At 69.3% G+C, this 18,549-nt stretch carries 18 protein-coding genes; 11 read left to right on the top strand and 7 right to left on the bottom strand.

Going from position 1 to position 18,549, the window contains the following annotated elements:
• Nucleotides 1-49: 49 nt before the first annotated feature.
• Nucleotides 50-244 carry a hypothetical protein gene (locus FRCN3DRAFT_RS0208760; RefSeq protein ID WP_007512715.1) on the top strand — a complete coding sequence of 65 codons (195 nt, stop codon included), beginning with the start codon at nucleotides 50-52 and terminating at the stop codon, nucleotides 242-244.
• A gap of 414 nt (nucleotides 245-658) precedes the next feature.
• Here the strand turns inward: FRCN3DRAFT_RS0208760 and FRCN3DRAFT_RS0208755 are convergent, their stop codons facing one another.
• Nucleotides 659-1,090 (bottom strand): Hsp20/alpha crystallin family protein, encoded by a 432-nt coding sequence (locus tag FRCN3DRAFT_RS0208755; RefSeq protein ID WP_007512717.1) that lies wholly within the window; start codon nucleotides 1,088-1,090, stop codon nucleotides 659-661.
• Between the two features lie 561 nt (nucleotides 1,091-1,651).
• Here FRCN3DRAFT_RS0208755 and FRCN3DRAFT_RS43440 point away from each other — a divergent pair.
• Nucleotides 1,652-1,909, top strand: coding sequence for an ATP-binding protein (locus FRCN3DRAFT_RS43440; RefSeq protein ID WP_232793973.1), 258 nt, complete (start codon nucleotides 1,652-1,654; stop codon nucleotides 1,907-1,909).
• Nucleotides 1,910-2,056: 147 nt separating this feature from the next.
• On the opposite strand, the gene FRCN3DRAFT_RS0208745 is transcribed toward FRCN3DRAFT_RS43440, so the two are convergent.
• Nucleotides 2,057-2,410 (bottom strand): helix-turn-helix domain-containing protein, encoded by a 354-nt coding sequence (locus FRCN3DRAFT_RS0208745; RefSeq protein ID WP_007512721.1) that lies wholly within the window; start codon nucleotides 2,408-2,410, stop codon nucleotides 2,057-2,059.
• Nucleotides 2,411-2,953: 543 nt separating this feature from the next.
• Between FRCN3DRAFT_RS0208745 and FRCN3DRAFT_RS0208740 the strand changes: the two genes are divergently transcribed.
• From FRCN3DRAFT_RS0208740 to FRCN3DRAFT_RS58095, 3 genes are all read left to right on the top strand, one after another.
• Complete coding sequence (locus FRCN3DRAFT_RS0208740) at nucleotides 2,954-3,355, top strand: hypothetical protein (protein ID WP_007512723.1); 402 nt, start codon at nucleotides 2,954-2,956, stop codon at nucleotides 3,353-3,355.
• Nucleotides 3,356-3,800: 445 nt separating this feature from the next.
• Nucleotides 3,801-4,832 carry a hypothetical protein gene (locus tag FRCN3DRAFT_RS0208735; RefSeq protein WP_007512725.1) on the top strand — a complete coding sequence of 344 codons (1,032 nt, stop codon included), beginning with the start codon at nucleotides 3,801-3,803 and terminating at the stop codon, nucleotides 4,830-4,832.
• A 546-nt stretch (nucleotides 4,833-5,378) separates the two neighbouring features.
• Nucleotides 5,379-5,912: an integrase core domain-containing protein gene (locus tag FRCN3DRAFT_RS58095; RefSeq protein WP_007512728.1), complete on the top strand. Its 534-nt coding sequence runs from the start codon at nucleotides 5,379-5,381 to the stop codon at nucleotides 5,910-5,912.
• Between the two features lie 70 nt (nucleotides 5,913-5,982).
• On the opposite strand, the gene FRCN3DRAFT_RS0208725 is transcribed toward FRCN3DRAFT_RS58095, so the two are convergent.
• Entirely contained in the window at nucleotides 5,983-6,174 is a 192-nt protein-coding gene (locus FRCN3DRAFT_RS0208725) for a hypothetical protein (RefSeq protein ID WP_007512731.1), read from the bottom strand.
• Nucleotides 6,175-6,418: 244 nt separating this feature from the next.
• On the opposite strand from FRCN3DRAFT_RS0208725, the gene FRCN3DRAFT_RS0208720 reads away from it, so the two are divergent.
• From FRCN3DRAFT_RS0208720 to FRCN3DRAFT_RS0208705, 5 genes are all read left to right on the top strand, one after another.
• Nucleotides 6,419-7,282, top strand: coding sequence for an RNA polymerase sigma factor (locus FRCN3DRAFT_RS0208720; RefSeq protein ID WP_051466194.1), 864 nt, complete (start codon nucleotides 6,419-6,421; stop codon nucleotides 7,280-7,282).
• Nucleotides 7,283-7,569: 287 nt separating this feature from the next.
• Nucleotides 7,570-8,232, top strand: a complete 663-nt coding sequence (locus tag FRCN3DRAFT_RS0208715; RefSeq protein ID WP_027140386.1) for a response regulator — start codon at nucleotides 7,570-7,572, stop codon at nucleotides 8,230-8,232.
• 235 nt (nucleotides 8,233-8,467) lie between these two features.
• On the top strand, nucleotides 8,468-8,785 hold the full coding sequence (locus FRCN3DRAFT_RS58090) for a transposase (protein WP_007512737.1): 318 nt from the start codon (nucleotides 8,468-8,470) through the stop codon (nucleotides 8,783-8,785).
• Nucleotides 8,715-9,188: a transposase gene (locus FRCN3DRAFT_RS58085; RefSeq protein WP_483414354.1), complete on the top strand. Its 474-nt coding sequence runs from the start codon at nucleotides 8,715-8,717 to the stop codon at nucleotides 9,186-9,188. The genes FRCN3DRAFT_RS58090 and FRCN3DRAFT_RS58085 overlap by 71 nt, the downstream gene beginning before the upstream one ends.
• A gap of 231 nt (nucleotides 9,189-9,419) precedes the next feature.
• Entirely contained in the window at nucleotides 9,420-10,493 is a 1,074-nt protein-coding gene (locus FRCN3DRAFT_RS0208705; protein WP_007512738.1) for an IS110 family RNA-guided transposase, read from the top strand.
• A gap of 136 nt (nucleotides 10,494-10,629) precedes the next feature.
• Here the strand turns inward: FRCN3DRAFT_RS0208705 and FRCN3DRAFT_RS49325 are convergent, their stop codons facing one another.
• On the bottom strand, nucleotides 10,630-12,621 hold the full coding sequence (locus FRCN3DRAFT_RS49325; protein WP_051466193.1) for an NHL domain-containing protein: 1,992 nt from the start codon (nucleotides 12,619-12,621) through the stop codon (nucleotides 10,630-10,632).
• Between the two features lie 591 nt (nucleotides 12,622-13,212).
• Nucleotides 13,213-13,416: a hypothetical protein gene (locus tag FRCN3DRAFT_RS54930; protein WP_198535954.1), complete on the bottom strand. Its 204-nt coding sequence runs from the start codon at nucleotides 13,414-13,416 to the stop codon at nucleotides 13,213-13,215.
• On the opposite strand from FRCN3DRAFT_RS54930, the gene FRCN3DRAFT_RS0208695 reads away from it, so the two are divergent.
• Nucleotides 13,409-14,242, top strand: a complete 834-nt coding sequence (locus FRCN3DRAFT_RS0208695; protein WP_007512741.1) for a hypothetical protein — start codon at nucleotides 13,409-13,411, stop codon at nucleotides 14,240-14,242. The two genes, FRCN3DRAFT_RS54930 and FRCN3DRAFT_RS0208695, sit on opposite strands and share 8 nt — an antisense overlap.
• 149 nt (nucleotides 14,243-14,391) lie before the next feature.
• Here the strand turns inward: FRCN3DRAFT_RS0208695 and FRCN3DRAFT_RS0208690 are convergent, their stop codons facing one another.
• Nucleotides 14,392-15,102 (bottom strand): IS6 family transposase, encoded by a 711-nt coding sequence (locus tag FRCN3DRAFT_RS0208690; protein ID WP_027140385.1) that lies wholly within the window; start codon nucleotides 15,100-15,102, stop codon nucleotides 14,392-14,394.
• Between the two features lie 362 nt (nucleotides 15,103-15,464).
• A complete protein-coding gene (fxsT, locus tag FRCN3DRAFT_RS0208685; RefSeq protein ID WP_007512744.1) occupies nucleotides 15,465-18,023 on the bottom strand; it encodes an FxSxx-COOH system tetratricopeptide repeat protein in 2,559 nt (852 codons plus the stop codon).
• Nucleotides 18,024-18,549: the final 526 nt, after the last annotated feature.

Here is an 18,549-nt window from a genome sequence, read left to right as displayed (position 1 = left end):
GGTGCTGTGACGTTGGGCGTCATGCCAGCCGACGGTGTCGGTGCAGGTAATGGCCGGGACGGGGAAGCGGTTCGCGGGCGCGGACTTTCTGGCGTCGTACCAGGCGTTCCGCCTCGGCGCGGGGTTGGGGACGACCAATCTGAGTGGCTCGGAGATCGACGAGTTTGTGACCAGGTTCCTGGAGATCAGTGAGAAGGTGACTTTCCCGTCCGCGGACTCGTCGGGCAGGTCTGGCCCTCGGTAGGGGCGGCCGGGGGCCAGACCTGCGCGCGACACGACGTGCTGATGGGCGTTCCCTGGGGTCGTGAGTGGTGAGGCTATGTCTCCCTTCGCCGTGCCGCTGGCTCGATGTCATGGTTCAGCTGTTGGGCGGCGCCCGCTGTCCGGCTCTGCGTTGGAGTCGTCGGGTAACCGGCGGCCCGGATGGGTGCGGGTGGGGACAGCACGCGGTGCGTGGTGGTCTCGGCGATGCTGGTCTCGGCGTGGCTGGCTGTCTCGGCCCGCCTGTCGGGACGTCGCTGTCCCACCCGGCCGAGATGATCGCGTCGAACTCGGCTTGCAGCAGGTCGGGGTCGGAGCAGATCAGGTCGGCCAGCTGCGCCTCGACCGGCCGGACCGGCGCCGCCCCCTGCGGGGTCGTCATCGGTCCCGCCCCGGGTCAGGCGTGGATGGCCCGGCGGTCGTCGCTGGACGTGTCGATCGCGATCTTGCGGGGCTTGGCCTTCTCGGCGACCGGGATTCGCAGGGTCAGCACCCCGGCGTGGTAGCTGGCGGTGATCTTCTCCGTGTCCAGGTTGTCGCCGAGGATCAGCTGGCGGCTGAACACTCCGCGGGGCCGCTCGGCGACCAGGACCTCGCCGTTCCCCTTCAGCGCCGGACGTTCCGCGCGCACGGTCAGCACGTTGCGTTCGACGTCCAGGTCAACGGTGGCGGGGTCCACCCCGGGCAGGTCGAACTCCGCTACGAACTCCTCGCCCTCGCGCCAGGCGTCGATCGGCATCCCGGTCGGACGGGCCACCGTGCCCAGGGTGCCGAGCACCTGCTGGCTGAGCCGGTCCAGCTCCCGGAACGGGTCGGTGCGCACCAACATCGGAACTCCACCTCCACGATCACGATCTTGTCGATCAGAGCGTTGGGTCACCACTTATCTGTGTTGGCTGACCCAGATTTTTTATAGCACCGGCGACACATCTGAGGCAAGACCCCGGTCGGCCGTCCAGGCGGAATCCCCGAAGGCGCCCCGTGAGACCGTCCGATGGCGACCCTGCCCAGGGGGTGTACGGCTCAGTAGTAAGGCCGTCGCGTCCAGGCCTAGGACCGGCTGTCGTGGTGGACGCGACGACGAGGACCAGCCCAGCAGGCTGCTGGACCCGCAGGCCGGCAGCGCGCCGGCGGGGGCCGGGTTGGCAGGAGCGGTGAAGATCCGCTTGACGCGGTGGTGGGCTACGCGGAGGGGCCGCCCGCGGGCGCGGTTCGTTGAGTCCATGGGTGGGCAGGAGGGCCGGCGAGAGACATGATCGGCGGGGTGAGGGGTTGGTCGCGGTGCGCGACAGGGGCTGGTCGGCCAGTGTGGATCTCCCGTTCGATGCGCGTTCCGTGGGCGCTGCTCGGGAGGTGCTGCGGGGGTTGTTGCTGGCCTGACGATGCCGCGGTGGTGGTGGTGTCGGAGCTGGTGACGAACGCTGTGCAGCACGCCGGTGAACGGGGGCAGCTGCGGTTGGAGCTTCGGGTCACTGGTGCGGTGTTGCGTCTGGAGCTCGCTGATGGGTCGTCGGTGCGGCCGATGGCTCGGGAGATCGTCGATTCCGATGAGCGGGGCCGTGGGATGCACATCGTCGATGTGCTCACCGCCCGGTGGGGAGTCGAGACCCATGGCGCCGGTAAACGCGTCTGGGTCGAACTCGACTGACCCCTCGGGGCGACAACATCGACGCTGTCCTGCCGTGACTGTGTCGTCTCGGGTCTACGGCGGGTGACCTACGGCGTCGCGTTCAATCCTCGCTTCGGGAGAAGGGCGGGTCCCCATGTCGGGCCGCTCGTGTCGCCGGTTTGTGTGTCAGGGGGTTTCGGCGGTCGACGGCTGGCTGGTCGGCTGGTTGTCGCGTAGTTGCTGGTTGATCTTGTGGGCTTCGGCGAGTTGGTCTTCGAGGATGACGATGCGGCAGGCGGCCTCGATCGCCATGCCCTGGTCGACGAGCTCGCGGACGCGGGCGGCGATGCGTAGCTGGTAGCGGGAGTAGCGGCGGTGGCCGCCTTCGGAGCGCAGCGGAGTGATCAGGCGGGCTTCGCCGAGGGTCCGCAGGAAGGCCGGCGTTGTGCCGAGCATCGCGGCCGCGCGGCCCATGGTGTAGGCGGGGTAGTCGTCGTCGTCGAGACTGTCGGCCGGCCTGGATGGGCTTTCAGGGGTCATCGCGCCTCTCGGGACACGTCGAGGGGCCCGGTGCCATCTGGCACCGGGCCCCGAGGGTTCACCACCATCTACCGGCCAAGACGCGCCGGGTTCTGGAACCCGCCTGCCCACCCGAGAGGGCGGGGGTGCGGGGATCGCATATGCGTGACCGGGGACCACCTTCCAATCCGGGGCCTGCGCGGCGTCCGAGCGAACATGACCATCGCCCGGGCGATCCTGATGGTGCCTGCTCCCCTCTCCTCATGGGTCACCTGACTGGGTTCTGCCGAACTTGTTGCGGTGATGCTCGACGGCCTGCCCTGGCCACCATCCTGCTCGCGGCAGTTCCTGTCTGCCACGACCATCGACTCCCTTGGCTACGAGAGGAACTGTACCCAGGACGCCGCCGGATGTCTAGTACAGCGGGGACAGATTTTCGGGCTCCCAGCAGACAGCTACCCTCCAGTGGCTCTGGCAGCGAGTCTTGGATCCAGACTGATCTTGTGATCGATCTGGCCCCCTGATGATCGACTATTGGCGACCGGCTGCGATCATCAGGCTGATGTGACCTCCTTCCGGCTGCGCGCTCGGGGGGCCAGCGGCCTGGTCCTCGCCGGCGGCATGGCTGGCGCGGGACCGGACGCGCTCGTGGCCGACACCCTGCTCACCTTCCACACGACGACCGACCTGACCGCGCTCACCAACCCGAACGAGGCCCTGCCGCTACTGCGCCGACTGGTCGCCGGCCTACTCACCGACCACGCCGAACCGGAGCCCCGCCATCTGGCGCTGTACCTGACCAGGCAAGGAATCGGCGTCAGCTGGCCGGTCGAACGACTCCTGGAAATCTGCGCCGGACCTGCACCCCGATACGGCCTGCGGGAACACCGCGCGGCCCTCACAGAAGCTGTCCTCGACCAGACGTCGCCCCGAAGCCCGGAGCCGCCTCGGGCTCCCCGGCAGTAACGGGGCCGTCAACCTGGGACGCTTCGGCGCCGGTGGGCGACGGGGGTGCGCCTACCGGCCACCGAAGCGGAGTGCAGAGTGTAGATCAAAGATCGGGACGCGACTAGCCGTGGCATACCAGGACACTTCTCATCCACCGGAAGGCCGATTCTCAAGCCTCCTACCCAGCCCGACCGGCGAGCAATTCCGTCGTACGGGCATCGTCTCGCCACGGGCCGGATGATTCTCATTTGAGATCAAATTCAGCCGATGCCCGGAACTGACGTGGGTCAAGGTACTTCGCCAAGACGCAACGGAGCTGGTCGCCGGTCCGAACGGGGCGAACACCGGCAGGCCGTCCACACGGACGCACCGGGAGCTGCGTCCAGGTGTCGCCTGCCCCAAGGGAGGGAGATCCTGCGACGAGGGGCAGGTGTCGCCCAGACCCGATACCAAGGGGAGATCCATGACGCAGACGCAGCGGAGCACTCCGGCGCAGACACCGCCCGCCGGGTTCGTGACAGTCACCGCGGCGCTGTGTAACCCCGTCGAGTTTCCCGGCGAACTCGGCGACAACTACCCCACCGCCTGTGCCACCCTCGGCCTGCCCGCCCACTCTGACGGCTACGCCCTCCTACTCGGCCAAGACCGCGACGGCGCGCGCTGGACCCAGGTCTGCACCGACGTCGAACAGGTCGCGGCCGTCCTGTCGATCTGGCACATGGGAAACGAAGCCAGCCTTGACGTCGACCCAGACGACATCACCGCGACCCACCCCGGCTGGCCGATCGGATGCGACCTGGCACTCGCCGACAGGCCGGCGCCGCACGACCCGACCAGCGCCGGCCCGGTACTCCACGCGGCCGAGGGCTGGGCGAAGACAGGGAGGCGACGCATGGCCGACCGGCTCGCCGAGGACCTGTCCGACACCCGCAACCGGCTCGATCGACAGTTCGACCAGTACAACTGGGGCGACACCGACCTCGAATCACCCATCCGCTACACCGACCTGCTACCCCGGACGCAGGCATCGGACCATCCGGCCGTGACCCGAGCCCTGCGAGACGTCTGGCTGCTCGCCAGCGCTGAGCACCCGCCCCCGGGCTCCGTGCGATCCCGCCGAGCCTCCGGCGGCGGACACCTCATCCAAGCGGCCGGCGACGGCTGGAGCCTGGTCGCCAACACCGCCGACCCGCTCCAGGCCCTGCTCCTGCACGACGACCTCGCCGGGATGGCCGTCGATGTCGCCGGGAGCGAAGGGATGCCCCGGCTCCTTGACGCCCTCACCGCCACCGCCGCACGCGCCGAACCACCCCGCCCGCGAAAGTCGCGCCCACCACGCCGTGGTGCGAACAACCCTGTGCCTGCCGAATATGCCATCCGCCCTGGTCAGGGCGGTCGCAGCCGTCGGGACCGATCGTGGCCCTCCCAGCGTCGGGCCCTCGTCCGGCAGGACCGGGTGCTGGGCGAGGATGCCGGTTCATGGTGCTTCGGCTGACCTACCTCGGTGTCGCGAACGTCTTCGCGCTGCTGCGCCTGCTGCCCCGCGGTGACCGCGACAAGGACATCGAGATCCTCACCCTGCGACACCAGATCGCCGTGCTCCAACGCCAGCTCGACGGCCAAAGGATCCAGTTCCAGTCCACCGACCGCGCCCTGCTCGCGGCACTCCTGCACGCGCTGCCGCGGCCAACACTGCACCGCCTGCGGCTACTCGTGCGCCCGGAGACCGTCCTACGCTGGCACCGCAATCTGATCGCCCGCCACCACGCCGCCGCCTCCCGCCCCAAGCGGCGCGGCCGGCCCCACACTGTGGCCTCGATCCGTGCCCTCGTGTTGCGTCTGGCCCGGGAGAACAGCGGGTGGGGCTACAGACGGATACACGGCGAGCTCCTGGTCCTCGGCATCAAGGTCGCCCCGTCCACGGTCTGGGAGATCCTGCGCGAGGCAGGCATCGACCCCGCCCAACCGGACCGTCACCACCTGGGCCGACTTCCTGCGCACCCAGGCGCACGCCCTGCTGGCCGCCGACTTCTTCGAGACCGTGACCCTGACCGGGACACGCCTCTACATCCTCGCGGTGATCGAACACTCCACCCGGCGCATCCGGATCCTGGGCGCCACCGCGCATCCCACCGCCGCCTGGGTGACCCAGGCCGCCCGCAACCTCGCCATGGACCTCCACGACGCCGCCTCGACCGCCCGTTTCCTCATCCGCGACGGCGACGGCAAATACCCAGCCCTGTTCGATGCGATCCTCGCCGACGCCGGAATCACGGTCGTGCGAGGCGGTGTTCAAGCCTCACGGATAAACGCGATCATGGAACGGTGGGTACGGACCTGCCGCCGAGAACTGCTCGACCAGACCCTGATTTGGAACCAGCGCCATCTTCTGCACGCACTCCGTACATACGAGGCGTTCTATAACACGCACCGACCACACCAGGGCATCGCCAACGCCAGACCACGGCGCCCGCTGCCCGAACCGATCACCGACCCGAACCGGCTCACCCACCTCACCATCCACCGACACGACCGGCTCGGCGGGATCCTGCACGAGTACGAGCATGCAGCCTGACCTGCCCGGACGTACTTTTCGGCAGGTACGCGGTCGGGACGCGCCGACGCGGCTGGCGTTTCGAGTCTCGTCATGTGCCGATCACGGCATGAAACAGCAGCAGGCCGCCTCCGGCGGCCCCTCCGCCGACGAGGATGGCGGAGGGTAGGGACGGATCGGCAAGGTAGGACAGACCGCCGGCCAGCACGCCTACGACCAACGCCAGCAGCATCACCAGGGCTGCGCGAACGGTGAGCAGCGGACCAGGTTGCGAGGGCGGCATGCGAGACCTCCGACGGGTGACGAGCGGACGCCGTTGGTACGTCGAGAAGCGCGCCGATCCCCACGCCTGGCTTGCGAAGGAGCCCGTCAGTGCCGGCTGGTCGATCGGCTTGAAAAAATCTTGAGAATCGCCGTGGGGTACCCGGGGGCGGTGCACCTACGAGGCGCCGCATCTGTCTCCTCGAACCGGCGCGGAGTGCGAGTGGGCAGTAGCCAGGGCTCCGCACGACGAGAAGATCGGATGCGTGACGGCGATGAGCGACGAGGGGCAGGCAGTGGCCTTTAGGCCCGCCGCGCCCGCCTCCGCTCAGGGAGTACAACCCCGAAAAACGCCTGACGACGTCCTTGAGGCGCCAGTGCCTTTGACGGAGGTCCTCCGCGGAGTCGGAAAGGACCACGTCGAGGACACGTGTCGTGACGCGGAGAACCTGGAGCGCCGCCTCGCGGACCAGCAGTTGCGAGACGCGCTGGCTCGCTCGAACTTCACCGGCCGCCAGTACCAGCGCTTCGAGACCGAACTCGCCCGCTACGGCTTGGCGGTGCTGCGGTCCTGGATGCACTCCGGGTATGTATTCCAGCTCGTCGCAGACCGCGGCTTCCCCCTGCATCCGAATGACCGTGAGCTAGACGAACTCTTCCGGGACCGGGACGCCCGGGATGAGTTGGCGACGATCACCATCGCCGTCGCGCTGGGTCGTTTCAGGGAACGTGCGCTCCTTGGTGGCGGATGGCGCGTCGAGGGCGGTGCGAGCCTGACGACCTATTTCATGGGTTCCTGCCTCTACGTCTTCCCCAACGAGTTCCGCAAGCGGCGGGTCGAACAGGAGAAATGGGCGCGTGCCCAACGCGCCGTGGCGCGGACAAGCGAGCCGACCGCCGATCCCGGCGCCGACCCGGCGGTGCGCATGCTTGGCAACCACCAGGTTCTCGAGGACCTCCGACGGGTCGATCCTCGGACCGGGATGATCGCGGCCCTGACCATCGACGGCTACAGCCAGCGAGCGATCTCCGAACTGCTGGGAGTGTCAGTCCGGGCCGTTGAGGGTGCGCTGTACCGATGGCGGATCAGAGAAAAAAGTCGGGATGGGCAAGAGGGTGACCAGAAGTGACACGATCGAACGGGTCTGATGACGGTCAGATTGACGCACTCATCGAGCAGTCCTCGCTGGGCAGCGCAGGTGGACGCGAGTTGCGCGAGCGCACCCCGCCGGCCCAGGTGGACGAGGTCGCGTCCCTTGTGGCCGACCTGCTCGCCCAACACGGTGACCTTGACGGTCTGCGCGACCGTGTCGATGTCGGAGACAGACACGCCGCCCATCGGCTAGCCGCCCTGTTCCCCAACCGTAGCAACCAAGAGGCCGCCCAGACCCAGCAGATCCCTTCCGACACGGCGACCGTGCCGGCGGACGACCCGCCGCTGCCGAGCCGCACAATCCGCACCTTTCTGCTCGACGATCACGAGGTCGTCCGCCGCGGCGTGCGCGACCTGCTCTCCCACGAGCCGGACGTCGAGATCGTCGGCGAGGCCGGCCGCGCCGACGAGGCCCTCGAGCAGATCATGGCGCTGCGTCCGGATGTCGCCGTCCTCGACGCCCGGCTGCAGGACGGCAGCGGCATCGAGGTCTGCCGCCAGGTCCGCTCCAACGACTCCACCATCGCCTGCCTGATCCTGACGTCGTTCGACGACGAAGAGGCCCTGTTCGCTGCGATCATGGCCGGCGCCGCCGGGTACGTGCTCAAGCAGATCCGCGGCGCGGCGCTCGTCGACGCCGTCCGCCGCGTCGCCGCCGGCCAGTCGCTGCTCGACCCCGAGGTGGCCCCCCGCGTCCTCTACCGGCTGCGCCAGGGTCCGGCCGAGGACGGGCGCCTCGTCGGCCTCAACGACCAGGAACGACGCATCCTGGCGCTCATCGCCGAGGGCCTGACCAACCGCCAGATTGCGAACCGCATGTACCTCGCCGAAAAGACCGTGAAGAACTACGTCGCCAGCATGCTCTCCAAACTCGGCCTCGAAAGCCGCACCCAGGCTGCCGTCTTCGCCACCAAACTCCGCACCTGACCGTCGCAGTGAGCCGACGGGACGCCAGGGGTGCCAGAACTCGCCTTGGATCTCAAGACTTAGCTGCACCGGATCCGGGACCCTGGGGCGGCGAGCCCGTCTTGACCGTCCTAACAGAGCAGGAGACGACCGTGCGTAAGTGGCTGGCTTCCTTCGGGTTGAGGCCACCGAGCGGGGACGTGACTTAGAGCGTGTCTCGTGTGGTAGTTCGGGTACATCTCTGATCATGGATGTTATGGAGAACAGCCTGGCTCTACGGCTGGTCCCTGACGATCTGTGGGAGCTGGTGGAACCGCTGCTGCTGCGGTTCGAGGTCCGCCCGCAGGGCGGCGGGACCGCGCCGGTCGAGGACCGGGCGGTGTTCACCGCGGTCGTCTACGTGCTGACCGCGGGCTGCGCCTGGCGGCATCTGCCCGCCGAGTTCGGGGTGGCGGTGCCCACGGGCACACCGCCGGTTCCAGGACTGGGACCCGGGCACGGGTCTGGTCCCGGCTGCACCAGAAGGTCCTGGACGCCCACGGCGAGGCCGGCGGGCTCGACTGGTCGTCGGTGATCGTGGACGCGGCCAGCCTGCGCGCGAAAAAAGGGGATCTCTGACCGGTCCGAACCCGGTCGATCGCGGAAAGAAAGGGTCGAAAATCCATGTCCTGGCCGACGCGGCCGGGCTGCCGCTGGTCGTCGCGGTCACAGGGGCGAACCTGCACGACAGCCAGGTCCTGCTCCCGCTGGTCGCCAGCATCCCGTCGATCCGGTCCCGCCACGGCCCCCGCCGGCGGCGGCCGGCGAAGCTGCGGGCCGACAAGGGCTACGACTTCCCGGAACTGCGCCGTTACCTGCGCCGACGCCACATCACCCCCGCATCGCGCGGCGTGGTGTCGAGCGCGCCGACCGTCTCGGCCGGCACAGGTGGAAGATCGAGAGGACGCTCGCCTGGCTCGGCGGCTACCGCCGCCTGACAGTGAGGATGTGCGTGAGCCCCGCACCGGCCGGCCTGGCCCACCGCCTGACTGACCAGTGTGTCCTTAACGGGATCTGCCGGCTGTGTCGGTGCGGGGCTCGTGTGCACTCACCGGACGGGCGGGTGACCTTATAGGAGCCTGGCCAGAGGCCCCTTCACTGTCTTGTCCGTCGCCCGGCTGGTGCGTGCCGCCCCTGTCAGTCGAGGTGAAGGGACGGCTGTTTTCACGATGACACAGCACCTGCAGGCGATCGAGGTCACCGGTGGCGTCGACACCCACAAGGACAGCCATACCGCGGCGGCGCTCGACAGCGCCGGGCGGCTGCTCGGGTCGGCGCGGTTCGGCGCGACCGCGGCCGGCTACGGCCAGTTGCTCGACTGGCTGCGCGGCTTCGGCGCGCTGGTCCTGGTCGGGGTCGAGGGGACCGGTGCCTACGGCGCCGGCCTGGCCCGCCACCTGGCCGCGGCCGGCGTCGAGGTGGTCGAGATCGACCGGCCCGACCGCAGGGCGCGGCGCTGGCAGGGCAAGTCCGACCCGGTCGACGCGGAGGCGGCCGCCCGGGCGGCGCTCGCGGGCCGGCGGACCGGCGTCCCGAAGGGCCGCGACGGCCAGGTCGAGGCGCTGCGCTCGCTGCGGGTCGCCCGCCGCGGTGGGGTCGCCCACCGCGCCGTCGTGATCAAACAGATGAAGGCGCTGCTCGTCACCGCGCCCGAGCCGGTGCGCGCCGAGCTGTCCGCCCTGGCCAACGCCCGCCTGGTCGCCGTCTGTGTCGAGGCCGACGTCCCGGCCGCGCGGGCCGGCGACCCCGCGGTCGCGGTCCGCCTGGCGTTGCGCAGCCTGGCCCGCCGTTACCAGCACCTGTCGACCGAGATCAAGGAACTCGACAAGATCATAGACCGTCTCGTCCGCGAGTTAGCCCCGAAGCTGGTCGCGGGGAACGGCGTCGGCCCCGACGTCGCTGGCCAGCTGCTCGTCAGCGCCGGCGACAACCCCGACCGGCTACGCTCCGAGACCGCTTTCGCGATGCTCTGCGGCGTCGCCCCGCTGCCCGCCTCCTCGGGGAAGACGAACCGCCACCGACTCAACCGCGGTGGGGACCGCCAGGCCAACGCCGCGCTCTACCGCGTCGTGCTCTGCCGGCTGCGCTGGGACCCGGCCACCCGGGCCTACATCGAGCGCCGCACGGCCGAAGGCAAGTCCAAGAAAGAGATCATCCGCTGCCTCAAGCGCTACGTGGCCCGGGAGATCTACACGATCCTCACAGCCCCCAGCACACCAAAAGATCTTCCGATGGCCGCTTGACATCCATAGGAGCATCCATCCGCTACGAACGCAACGGCCGTAACTTCCTCGGGTTCCTCAGCCTCGCCGCCGCGATCACCTGCTGGAAGAAGCTCCCACACCCCACATAAGACAAGCTCTAATACCCTCTTCACCGCTAGGTGAGAGTGCTGATCCTCCCGGCCGGATCCACTTTCCGGAGCCGGGGGGCCTCGCCGTCGAAGATGGCGATGTAGAGGGAGCCGTCGGGGCCGACGTCCACCCCCACCGGGCCGTTGAGCTTGGCCTCGGCGGCGAGGCCGCCGTCTCCCGAGAAGCCCCAGTCGCCGGTGCCGGCGAAGGTGCTGATCTTGCCCGACGGGTCGACCTTTCTGATGTGGTTGCCGTGGTACTCCGCGATGTACAGGGTGCCGTCGGCGGCGACCGCGACGCCGAGCGGGTTGTCAAGCTGGGTCTCGACAGCGAGGCGACCATCGCCGGCGAGGCCCGGCTCGCCGGTGCCGGCGACGGTGGTGATTCGCCCCTGCGCGTCGACCTTCCTGATCCGGTCGTGGCCCGTGTCGACGATGTACAGCGCCCCGCCAGGACCGACAGCCACGTCGGCGGGAGCGCTCAGATCGGCCTGGGTCGCCAAGCCGCCGTCATCGTCGGAAACACTTCCGGTAGAGGCGCCGGTGCCGGCAACGGTGGTGATCGTGCCCGATGATGGGTCGATCTTCCGCACCCGGTTGTTCGCGGTGTCGGCGATGTAGACGGTGCCATCGGAGGTGACCGCGATCCCTTGTGGGGAGTTCAGGCCGGCTTTGGTGGCTGCGCTGTTGTCTCCGGAGAAGGTGCCGTGGCCGTCACCAGTACCGATGCCGGCGATGGTGCGGATCGTGCCCGATGGGTCGATCTTCCTGATCCGGTCGTTGTGGTTGTCGTCGATGTAGACCGTGCCGTCGTCGGTGACCGCCACGCCGTTCGGGAAGCCGACCTGGGCCCGGATGGCCGGCCCGCCGTCACCCGAGAACGTGGACACGCCGGTCCCCGCGAAGTCGCTGACCACCCCAGCCTTGTCGATTTTCTTGACCCGGTCGTGGTGGGTGTCCGTGAAGTACACCGTGCCGTCGGCGGCGACCGCGACCCCCGCCGGGGTCCCATAGGGGTGCTCGCTGGAACATCGGTCGGCCAGACTGGCGATGAGGACGATGACGACGACCGCGATCGGCGCGGCGACGAGTACGGTCCGCCGTCGGCGACGGCGGCGAGGTTCGTCGACTGCGCGTGTCGGTACCTGTGGCGGCTGTGCCTCGTCGGTCGCGGGGGCGAGCGGTCCGGTGGGTGGCGGGTCGGAGCGCCGCTCGGTGTTCGGAAGCTGCACTTCCGCCTTGACGGCGGGCCCTTGGGTGCCTGGCCCATCGATCCGGACTATCCGGCCCGCCGCGGGGATGAGCGGTCCGGCGGGTGGCGGGCTGGTTCTTCTGTGGTCGGTTCTCGGGGCCGGCGCGCCGGCCACGCCGGCGGCCTTCGCGGCGGCGGCGAGCACGGCGTTCCCGGGCCGGGCGTCGTAGGCCGCGTGCAGCAGGTCCGCCCAGCCACCCTCCACGGCGCCGCCGGCGAACAGGTCGCGGACCGCCCGCCAGTACGACTCCGCGTTGGAGACGTTCCAGCTTGGCTGGCGCCCGGCCGGGAGCCCCGCCCGCCCGACGAGGCCCTGCGCGACGTTGGGGACGGGGAACTCGTTGGCCAGCGTCGTGATGACGTCCTCGTCCGACGGCGGCCCGGCCAGCGGCGTGGGCGGGGACGCGGGGGCGCGGGCCGGGGCGAAGGGGCGTAGAGCCTGCCCGCCGTGTGTCCTAGAAGACGCGGCGCCTAGATTCCCACCAGGTCGCGTAACGGGCCTGGTGAGCTGGTACTGACGCATCACCTCGGCCAACTGGGGGTTGCCGGGATTCACCACGGCGGCCTCGGCCAGCAGCCGCGGCAGCCAGCCCTCCGCCCTCGCTCCCGCGACGACCTTGAACACGGCGGTCTCCAACGGCACGGACTCGGCGGCATAGCGGCCCAGGGACTTGTCCAGCCCGTCGAGCAGCGCCTCGAGCCGGTCCCGGCTCGGAAAGGCGGCCTCGAGCGCGCGCAGGACTGTCTGCCGCTGCGCGCCGGTCATAGCCGCGACCTTCGCCTCATCAAGCCCGGCCACTGGCCATCCCCCCTGGTACCGACGCCATGGGCAGGGGACGTCGGCGGTCCCGAAACTGGCCCGCGGGAGAAAGTAATGGCCGTGACCGCCCCGAGCCGCGCCGTATGTCGTGACATTAGCGAATCCGTGCCGAGGAGGGTCGCCAACCGAGGACATGTGCGCAGTTGCCCGTTTGGGCGCCGTCGTCCGCCTGATAGCCGGCGCGGTGGCCGGGGTGACGCGGGCGATGCCCGTGCTGGGACCGTCCGGGCGCGAGCCCGCGGTCCTCCTCGTCTCGGTCGCCGCGTGGGGGCACGGCGCTTGGCGCGGCCCCGACGGCGGGGGCGGCCGTCGTCAACGCCCGCGGTGCGCAGAAGGCAGACCTCGCCACGTCGGTACGGACCACCGACGTCCGACCTCGGCATCGGGGTTGGCTCCCTGACCGGCGGCGTCATGCTCGACGCCGCCGGGCGGGAACGCCGCCGTGGATCGCTCTCGCTCTGGCCGACGTGGCCATGGCAGCCGCGGCGGACGCGTGCCAAAACAGAGTCGGCGGCCTCCACCAGACCAGTTCTCCACCTATTCAATGGCGCAACGTGATGACGTACTGGGCGACAGATCGGCGGTGTGGCCGGCGGCGTGCGGAGCGGTCTTGCCTGCTTTACGGAACGGCGGAAGTTTCGTTGTCGGTGTGGGATCGTGACCGGGCACCAGCCGCCGGGCGCGCACGCTCGCCTGGTCAGGCGTTCCCGGATCCTGAGAAAGGTCGGACTCCATGACCATCGAGGGGAACATCGTCGAAGTCCTGTTGGACGGGGTCCGGCGGACGTCGATCGGAGCGACGGCTCCGGAAGCGGACTGGCGGAATCGCGAGCACACAAACATCTTCATCGCCGAGATCGGGCGGCGTTATGCGCCCGGGGTCGTTCCCGAGAACCTGATCACCGCATCCGTGGCCGTCATCGACGCCGCCGCGGGCGGGCGGATCACGACGGCGGTCGTCCGGCAGGCCATTACGGGCCGGGAGGCCGCGCTCGGGCTGCCCTCCACCGCGGCGCTCGTGCCGGGCGGTCCCGCGCCCGTGACCGCCCTGGACCGCTTCCTGGCGCTCCTCGAGATGCGGCGCGGCGCCTATACCTGGGTTAGCACCATGGGAGGCGCTGTTTCCCAGTGGGTCAGCGGCCCCAACCCGCTCGCGGCTCCGCTCAGCCTCGACACGGCGATGAACTGCTGGGAGGCCATGCTGGTCACTGCTGTCGATGCCGGCCTCATCACCGCGGCCACCGTGGCAGCCATGTACGCAAACCAGCGGTCAGTGGAGACCGTTCTCGCTCATAACGGCGTCGCGGGCACGATTCATCATACGGAACAGATTCCTGGGGCGAACGCGATCCAGCGCGGCCAGATCATCGTCACCTATCTGCCGAAGAAGCAGCTGGGAACACCGCTCAGTCATGTCGTGGCCGTCTCCGCGGTCAACGCGGCGGACTATCGCGCCATCGAGGTGTATTCGCTGTGGACCCACCACAATGGTGGAATCCTCCGCAGGCTGCCGCTCCATGACCTCCTGGGTGGCAGGGAACACCAGCTCGACTACATGACCCTGTAGCGCCATGTCGATCATGGTGGGTCTTAGCCGCGGCGCCAGTTATGGCTATTGTTTTGCGGACGTTTCCGTGACGCAGGTCGTGGCCCAAGATAACGGCTCTGTTGCGTTGGGCAGGCCCGAGGCACGGCAGGGTCAGGTTGGTGGCCTGATCAGATGGCCAGAGCGAGCTCGGCGAACGCTGCCGCGAGCCGGAGATGGGGCTCGGCGTCGATGCCGAGTTCGTAGTGCCCGCGGCGAACGTTCTGGACGAAGGCGTGCCCGGATCCGATCACCTGGGCGGAGCGCAGTTGTTTGAGCCCTCGCATCGGTCGCAGCCGTGCCTTCAACCGGCCGTGATCGGCTTCGATCGTGTTGTTCGCATACCGGGCGTCGACGTGGTGGGCGGCGGGGAGTTGTTCGTCGAGGACGCGCGGGTAGGCCGCAGCGCGGTCGGTGGTCACCTCGACCGGCCGGCGGCCGTGGGCCAGCGCCCGGGTGAAGAAGCGGCGCGCTGCCGCCAGGTCTCGCCTTTCGGAGGCCAGGACGTCGATGACCTGGCCGAACTGGTCGATCGCCCGGTAGAAGTAAGTCCAACGGCCGGCGACCTTGACGTAGGTTTCGTCGGTGAACCACCTGTCGCCCGGGCTGTGGCGGCACCGCCGGGCGGCGTCGACGAGCAGCGGAGTGAACCGCTGCACCCACCTGAAGACGCTGACGTGATCGACCACGATGCCGCGCTCGGCCAGTAGCTCCTCGACGTCCCGGTAGGACAGGCCGAAGCGCAAATACCACCGCACCGCCAACGTGATCGCTTCCGGCGGGAACCGGAACCCCGCGAACTCGGAGGCCGGAACCACGGGACGGACACGCCGACGATGCACCGGTCGATCATGCCTGAGCGGCTGGCCCGACCGCCGTGCCCCGCCAACGCAACAGAGCCGTCCGCCGCCTTTCCTATGACAAGACGCGTTGTCACGGGAAAGCCAGCCGAAGCGATCTGTTGACCTTCGCGGACGCAGGTTCACATTTATGGACTTCTCGCGGTTATCACGGGAAGGAGCTGGACCTGAGCCACGGCCGTGCTCTGACCAGCTCCGTCTCGTCAATTAACGGTCCATCGCCGAGTAGGGTGATCCGAATGCCTGCGTCATCGGACGATCGCGCCGCCGACGATATATTGTGACCATTTTTGACGTTGCGTAATCGTCGAAGGTGCGACCGAGTCGATCCTGAAACGGCCCCGCTACGACGAGTGGCGCACCTGTGGTGGAGCGTGTCTTGGCCGACCAGGGTCTGGGGGTTGGTCCGAGTACTCGCAGTACTGCGCCTCGTTGTTGGTCATGGCGGCCAATGCCTGACGTACGGCGTGGGTGAAGGGGTGGTCCTCGCCGAGGACACGGCAGCGCCGGACAAGAACGTCCTCGAGCATTGCCCGGGCGGTCGGGAGGTCGCCCTGTGCCTGTACGACCCCCGCGAGATTGTGCGCGGCGGCGAGGGTGTCTGGGTGATCCTCGCCGAGAACACGGCGGCGCCGGACAAGGACATCGTCGAGCAACGCCCGCGCGGTCAGGTCGTCGCCCTGCGCCCGTACAACGGCCGCGAGACTGTGCGCGGCGGCGAGGGTGTCTGGGTGATCCTCGCCGAGGACACGGCGGCGCCGGACAAGGACATCGTCGAGCATCGCCCGGGCAGCCGGGAGGTCACCCTGCGCTCGTACGACCCCGGCGAGATTGTGCGCGGCGGCGAGGGTGTCCAGGTGGTCCTCGCCGAGGACACGGCGGCGCCGGACAAGGGCATCGTCGAGCAACGCCCGCGCGGTCAGGTCGTCGCCCTGCGCCCGTACAACGGCCGCGAGGTTGTGCGCCGCGTTGATTGTGGAGGGATGGTCCTCGCCGAGGATGCGACGGCGCCGGGCGAGGACGTCGTCGAGCAACGCCCGCGCGGTCGAGTTGTCACCCTGCGCCCGTATGACGCCCGCGAGGTTGGCTGCGGCCGTCAAGGTGGAGGGATGGTCCTCACCGAGGATGTGTCGGTATTGGCTGAGGACCTCGTCGAACGTCGCCCGCGCGGTGGAGTAGTCGCCCTGCGCGCGCATGACGACTGCGAGTTCATGTGCGGCGTTGATCGTGGACGGGTGGTTCTCGCCCAGGACGCGGCGGCATCGGGCGAGGACGTCGTCGAGCAACGCCCGCGCGGTCGGGTAGTCGCCCTGCGCTCTTACGACGCCGGCGAGTTGCTGCGCGGCAGTGAGCGTGCTGGGGTGATCAGCATCGAGGATCTCTCGACTGCGTTGGTGTGCCTGGTCCGCGAGGCGTCGACTGTTGGGGTAGTCGCCGCGTGCTCGTAGGTACCAGACCAGCCAGGCGATCATGTTCTGGCTGTCAGGGTCATCGTCGTCGACGAGTCCAGCGGCGAGAGCGTGTGCGTGGATCTGGGCGTAGCGGGGCCAGGCATCCGGGGTGTCTCGCACCGGAGGGTGGCCCTGGGCGAGCAGCCGACAGACCGCTGTTCGCAGCACAGGACGCAGCTCGGCGGGAGTGTCGTCGCGAAGCACGTCCTGTATCAGCCGGTGCATCACCACCGCGTCTGCGTCCTCGGTACGACGCACCAGTGCCAGCGTGAGCAGTCGGCCGACGGTCTCCGCCAGCGCGATCCGGTCTGTCGCGGCCTGATCCAGCGGCGCGGGTAGCACCCCGGCGACGTCTGTGCGTAACAGATCCAGTGGTATCGGTTCTGGGCCGAAGTGCGCCCACAAACGGGCCAACATCACCACGGCCGGGTCGTCGAGTTGGTGGAGGGTCACTGTCCAGGTCGCCGCTACCGGCGTCACCCCGGCCGGCGCGCCGCGGCTCATCAGACCTCGTAGCTGTGTGGACAGGAGGCCCGCGTAGTCGGTCGGTGTCATCGCGGTGGTCGCGAGGAACGCTCCCGCCTGCTCGACCGCCAGCGGCAGGTTTCCCAATGCCGCCACGATCCGGCCAGCGTCTCGGTCGGCGACCTGTCCAACGTGGCAGCGCAGCAAGGTCATCGCGTCCATCGAGGGCAGCACATCGACCTGTACCGGGCGGGCCAGCGTCGACCAGCGGTGATCCCTTGAGGTCACCAAAACATGTCCGCCCGAGGCCTCCGCCGCCTTCAGTACTCCGAAGGGGTCTGCCGGGACGCCTGCGTTGTCCAGCACCAGTAGCCAGCGACCAAACCGGCTTCCTGACGCCAGCAGCACCATCACCGCTCGCACCGATTCCTCGGCTGCCCCCGGCACCGCGACTCCGACGCGCTCCGCCAACCGCGCGAGCCCGGCGAGCGCGGCGGCGGAGTCCTGCGCCGCTACCCACCACACCAACTCGTAGTCTCGGCGAAATCGGTAGCAGTACTCCACTGCCAGCTGTGTCTTACCGACGCCACCCAGCCCGTGGACTGCTACCGGCAGCACGGCCGCCGACCCCGACCCGACCAACCGGTCTCGCAGCGCCGAGAGTTCGTCCTCCCGGCCGGTGAACAGCGGATTGCGCGGCCAGCCGACATCCCACACGACGCCGCCACCCGCCGCGCCTGTCGTGAGTACTGGGTTGTCCGGATACCAGGTCAGCGCCGCGGCGAACAACGCCGTCCGGCCGCCTGGCAGCCCGCCGTGCTCCAGCAGCTCCGCGACCGCGAACCAGAAACCTTCGGCGTCCCGTGCAGCCCACGACGGATCTCGGCCCGCGGGCAGGCCCGCGGCCCTCAGCACCGGGCGCGCCGAAGCCGCATCCGGGAAGGCGGCCGCGAATGCCCGAACCTCCGCATCCGACAAGCCACGCACCGGCAGCCACCCCCGTCAGCTGACCAGCCACCGGCGGTCGCACGCCCATGACTCAGACGGACATAGTCCCATCGTCATAGAACATCAACAAGGTCGACAAGGGTGCCGTCGTCACCGTCGCGACTCGTCTGTCCGCCTGACGGCGTCGCCCGAGTCGGGATCGTGGTTCCCCGAGCAGCGCGGCGGACAGCAGCCGCACGGCAAGGTCGGTCCAGGTGCCGGTCGAATCCCAGACGCGATGATCGGAATCTGTCGGGGCGGAGGTGGGACGTGCGCTCCGGGCGGCCTGCCAGCCGGTGGACGGGCCGTGCGGACGGATCCCCCGTGGCCGCCCGACACTGTCGGCCGCCTGTCCCGCGCTCGCTTGGGTACACCGGATGTCGGCAGTTTCGGCGTTGGCCGCGGCGCGCCCCCGTGCGCGCCGCGGCGACCTGGTCCGCCGGTCCCCGCCCCGGTCCGGACCGCCGACCCTTCCTTCTCATGTCCAAGCGGTGTCGCTTAGCTCGTCACCTCGCGGAGCTCGTAG

Origin of the sequence: Pseudofrankia saprophytica (assembly GCF_000235425.2) — a bacterium.
Lineage (GTDB): Bacteria > Actinomycetota > Actinomycetes > Frankiales > Frankiaceae > Pseudofrankia > Pseudofrankia saprophytica.
Note: the sequence above shows the minus strand (reverse complement) of the source record. Positions and strands in the feature narration are given on the sequence as shown.

Coding starts and splice junctions, on each gene's coding strand:
- FRCN3DRAFT_RS0208725 (WP_007512731.1), bottom strand. CDS start 6,174: ATGCCGCCCTCGCAACCTGGTCCGCTGCTCACCGTTCGCGCAGCCCTG.
- FRCN3DRAFT_RS0208745 (WP_007512721.1), bottom strand. CDS start 2,410: ATGACCCCTGAAAGCCCATCCAGGCCGGCCGACAGTCTCGACGACGAC.
- FRCN3DRAFT_RS0208705 (WP_007512738.1), top strand. CDS start 9,420: ATGACACAGCACCTGCAGGCGATCGAGGTCACCGGTGGCGTCGACACC.
- FRCN3DRAFT_RS0208755 (WP_007512717.1), bottom strand. CDS start 1,090: ATGTTGGTGCGCACCGACCCGTTCCGGGAGCTGGACCGGCTCAGCCAG.
- FRCN3DRAFT_RS58090 (WP_007512737.1), top strand. CDS start 8,468: ATGGAGAACAGCCTGGCTCTACGGCTGGTCCCTGACGATCTGTGGGAG.
- FRCN3DRAFT_RS0208760 (WP_007512715.1), top strand. CDS start 50: ATGGCCGGGACGGGGAAGCGGTTCGCGGGCGCGGACTTTCTGGCGTCG.
- FRCN3DRAFT_RS54930 (WP_198535954.1), bottom strand. CDS start 13,416: ATGGTCATGGAGTCCGACCTTTCTCAGGATCCGGGAACGCCTGACCAG.
- FRCN3DRAFT_RS0208735 (WP_007512725.1), top strand. CDS start 3,801: ATGACGCAGACGCAGCGGAGCACTCCGGCGCAGACACCGCCCGCCGGG.
- FRCN3DRAFT_RS49325 (WP_051466193.1), bottom strand. CDS start 12,621: ATGACCGGCGCGCAGCGGCAGACAGTCCTGCGCGCGCTCGAGGCCGCC.
- FRCN3DRAFT_RS0208695 (WP_007512741.1), top strand. CDS start 13,409: ATGACCATCGAGGGGAACATCGTCGAAGTCCTGTTGGACGGGGTCCGG.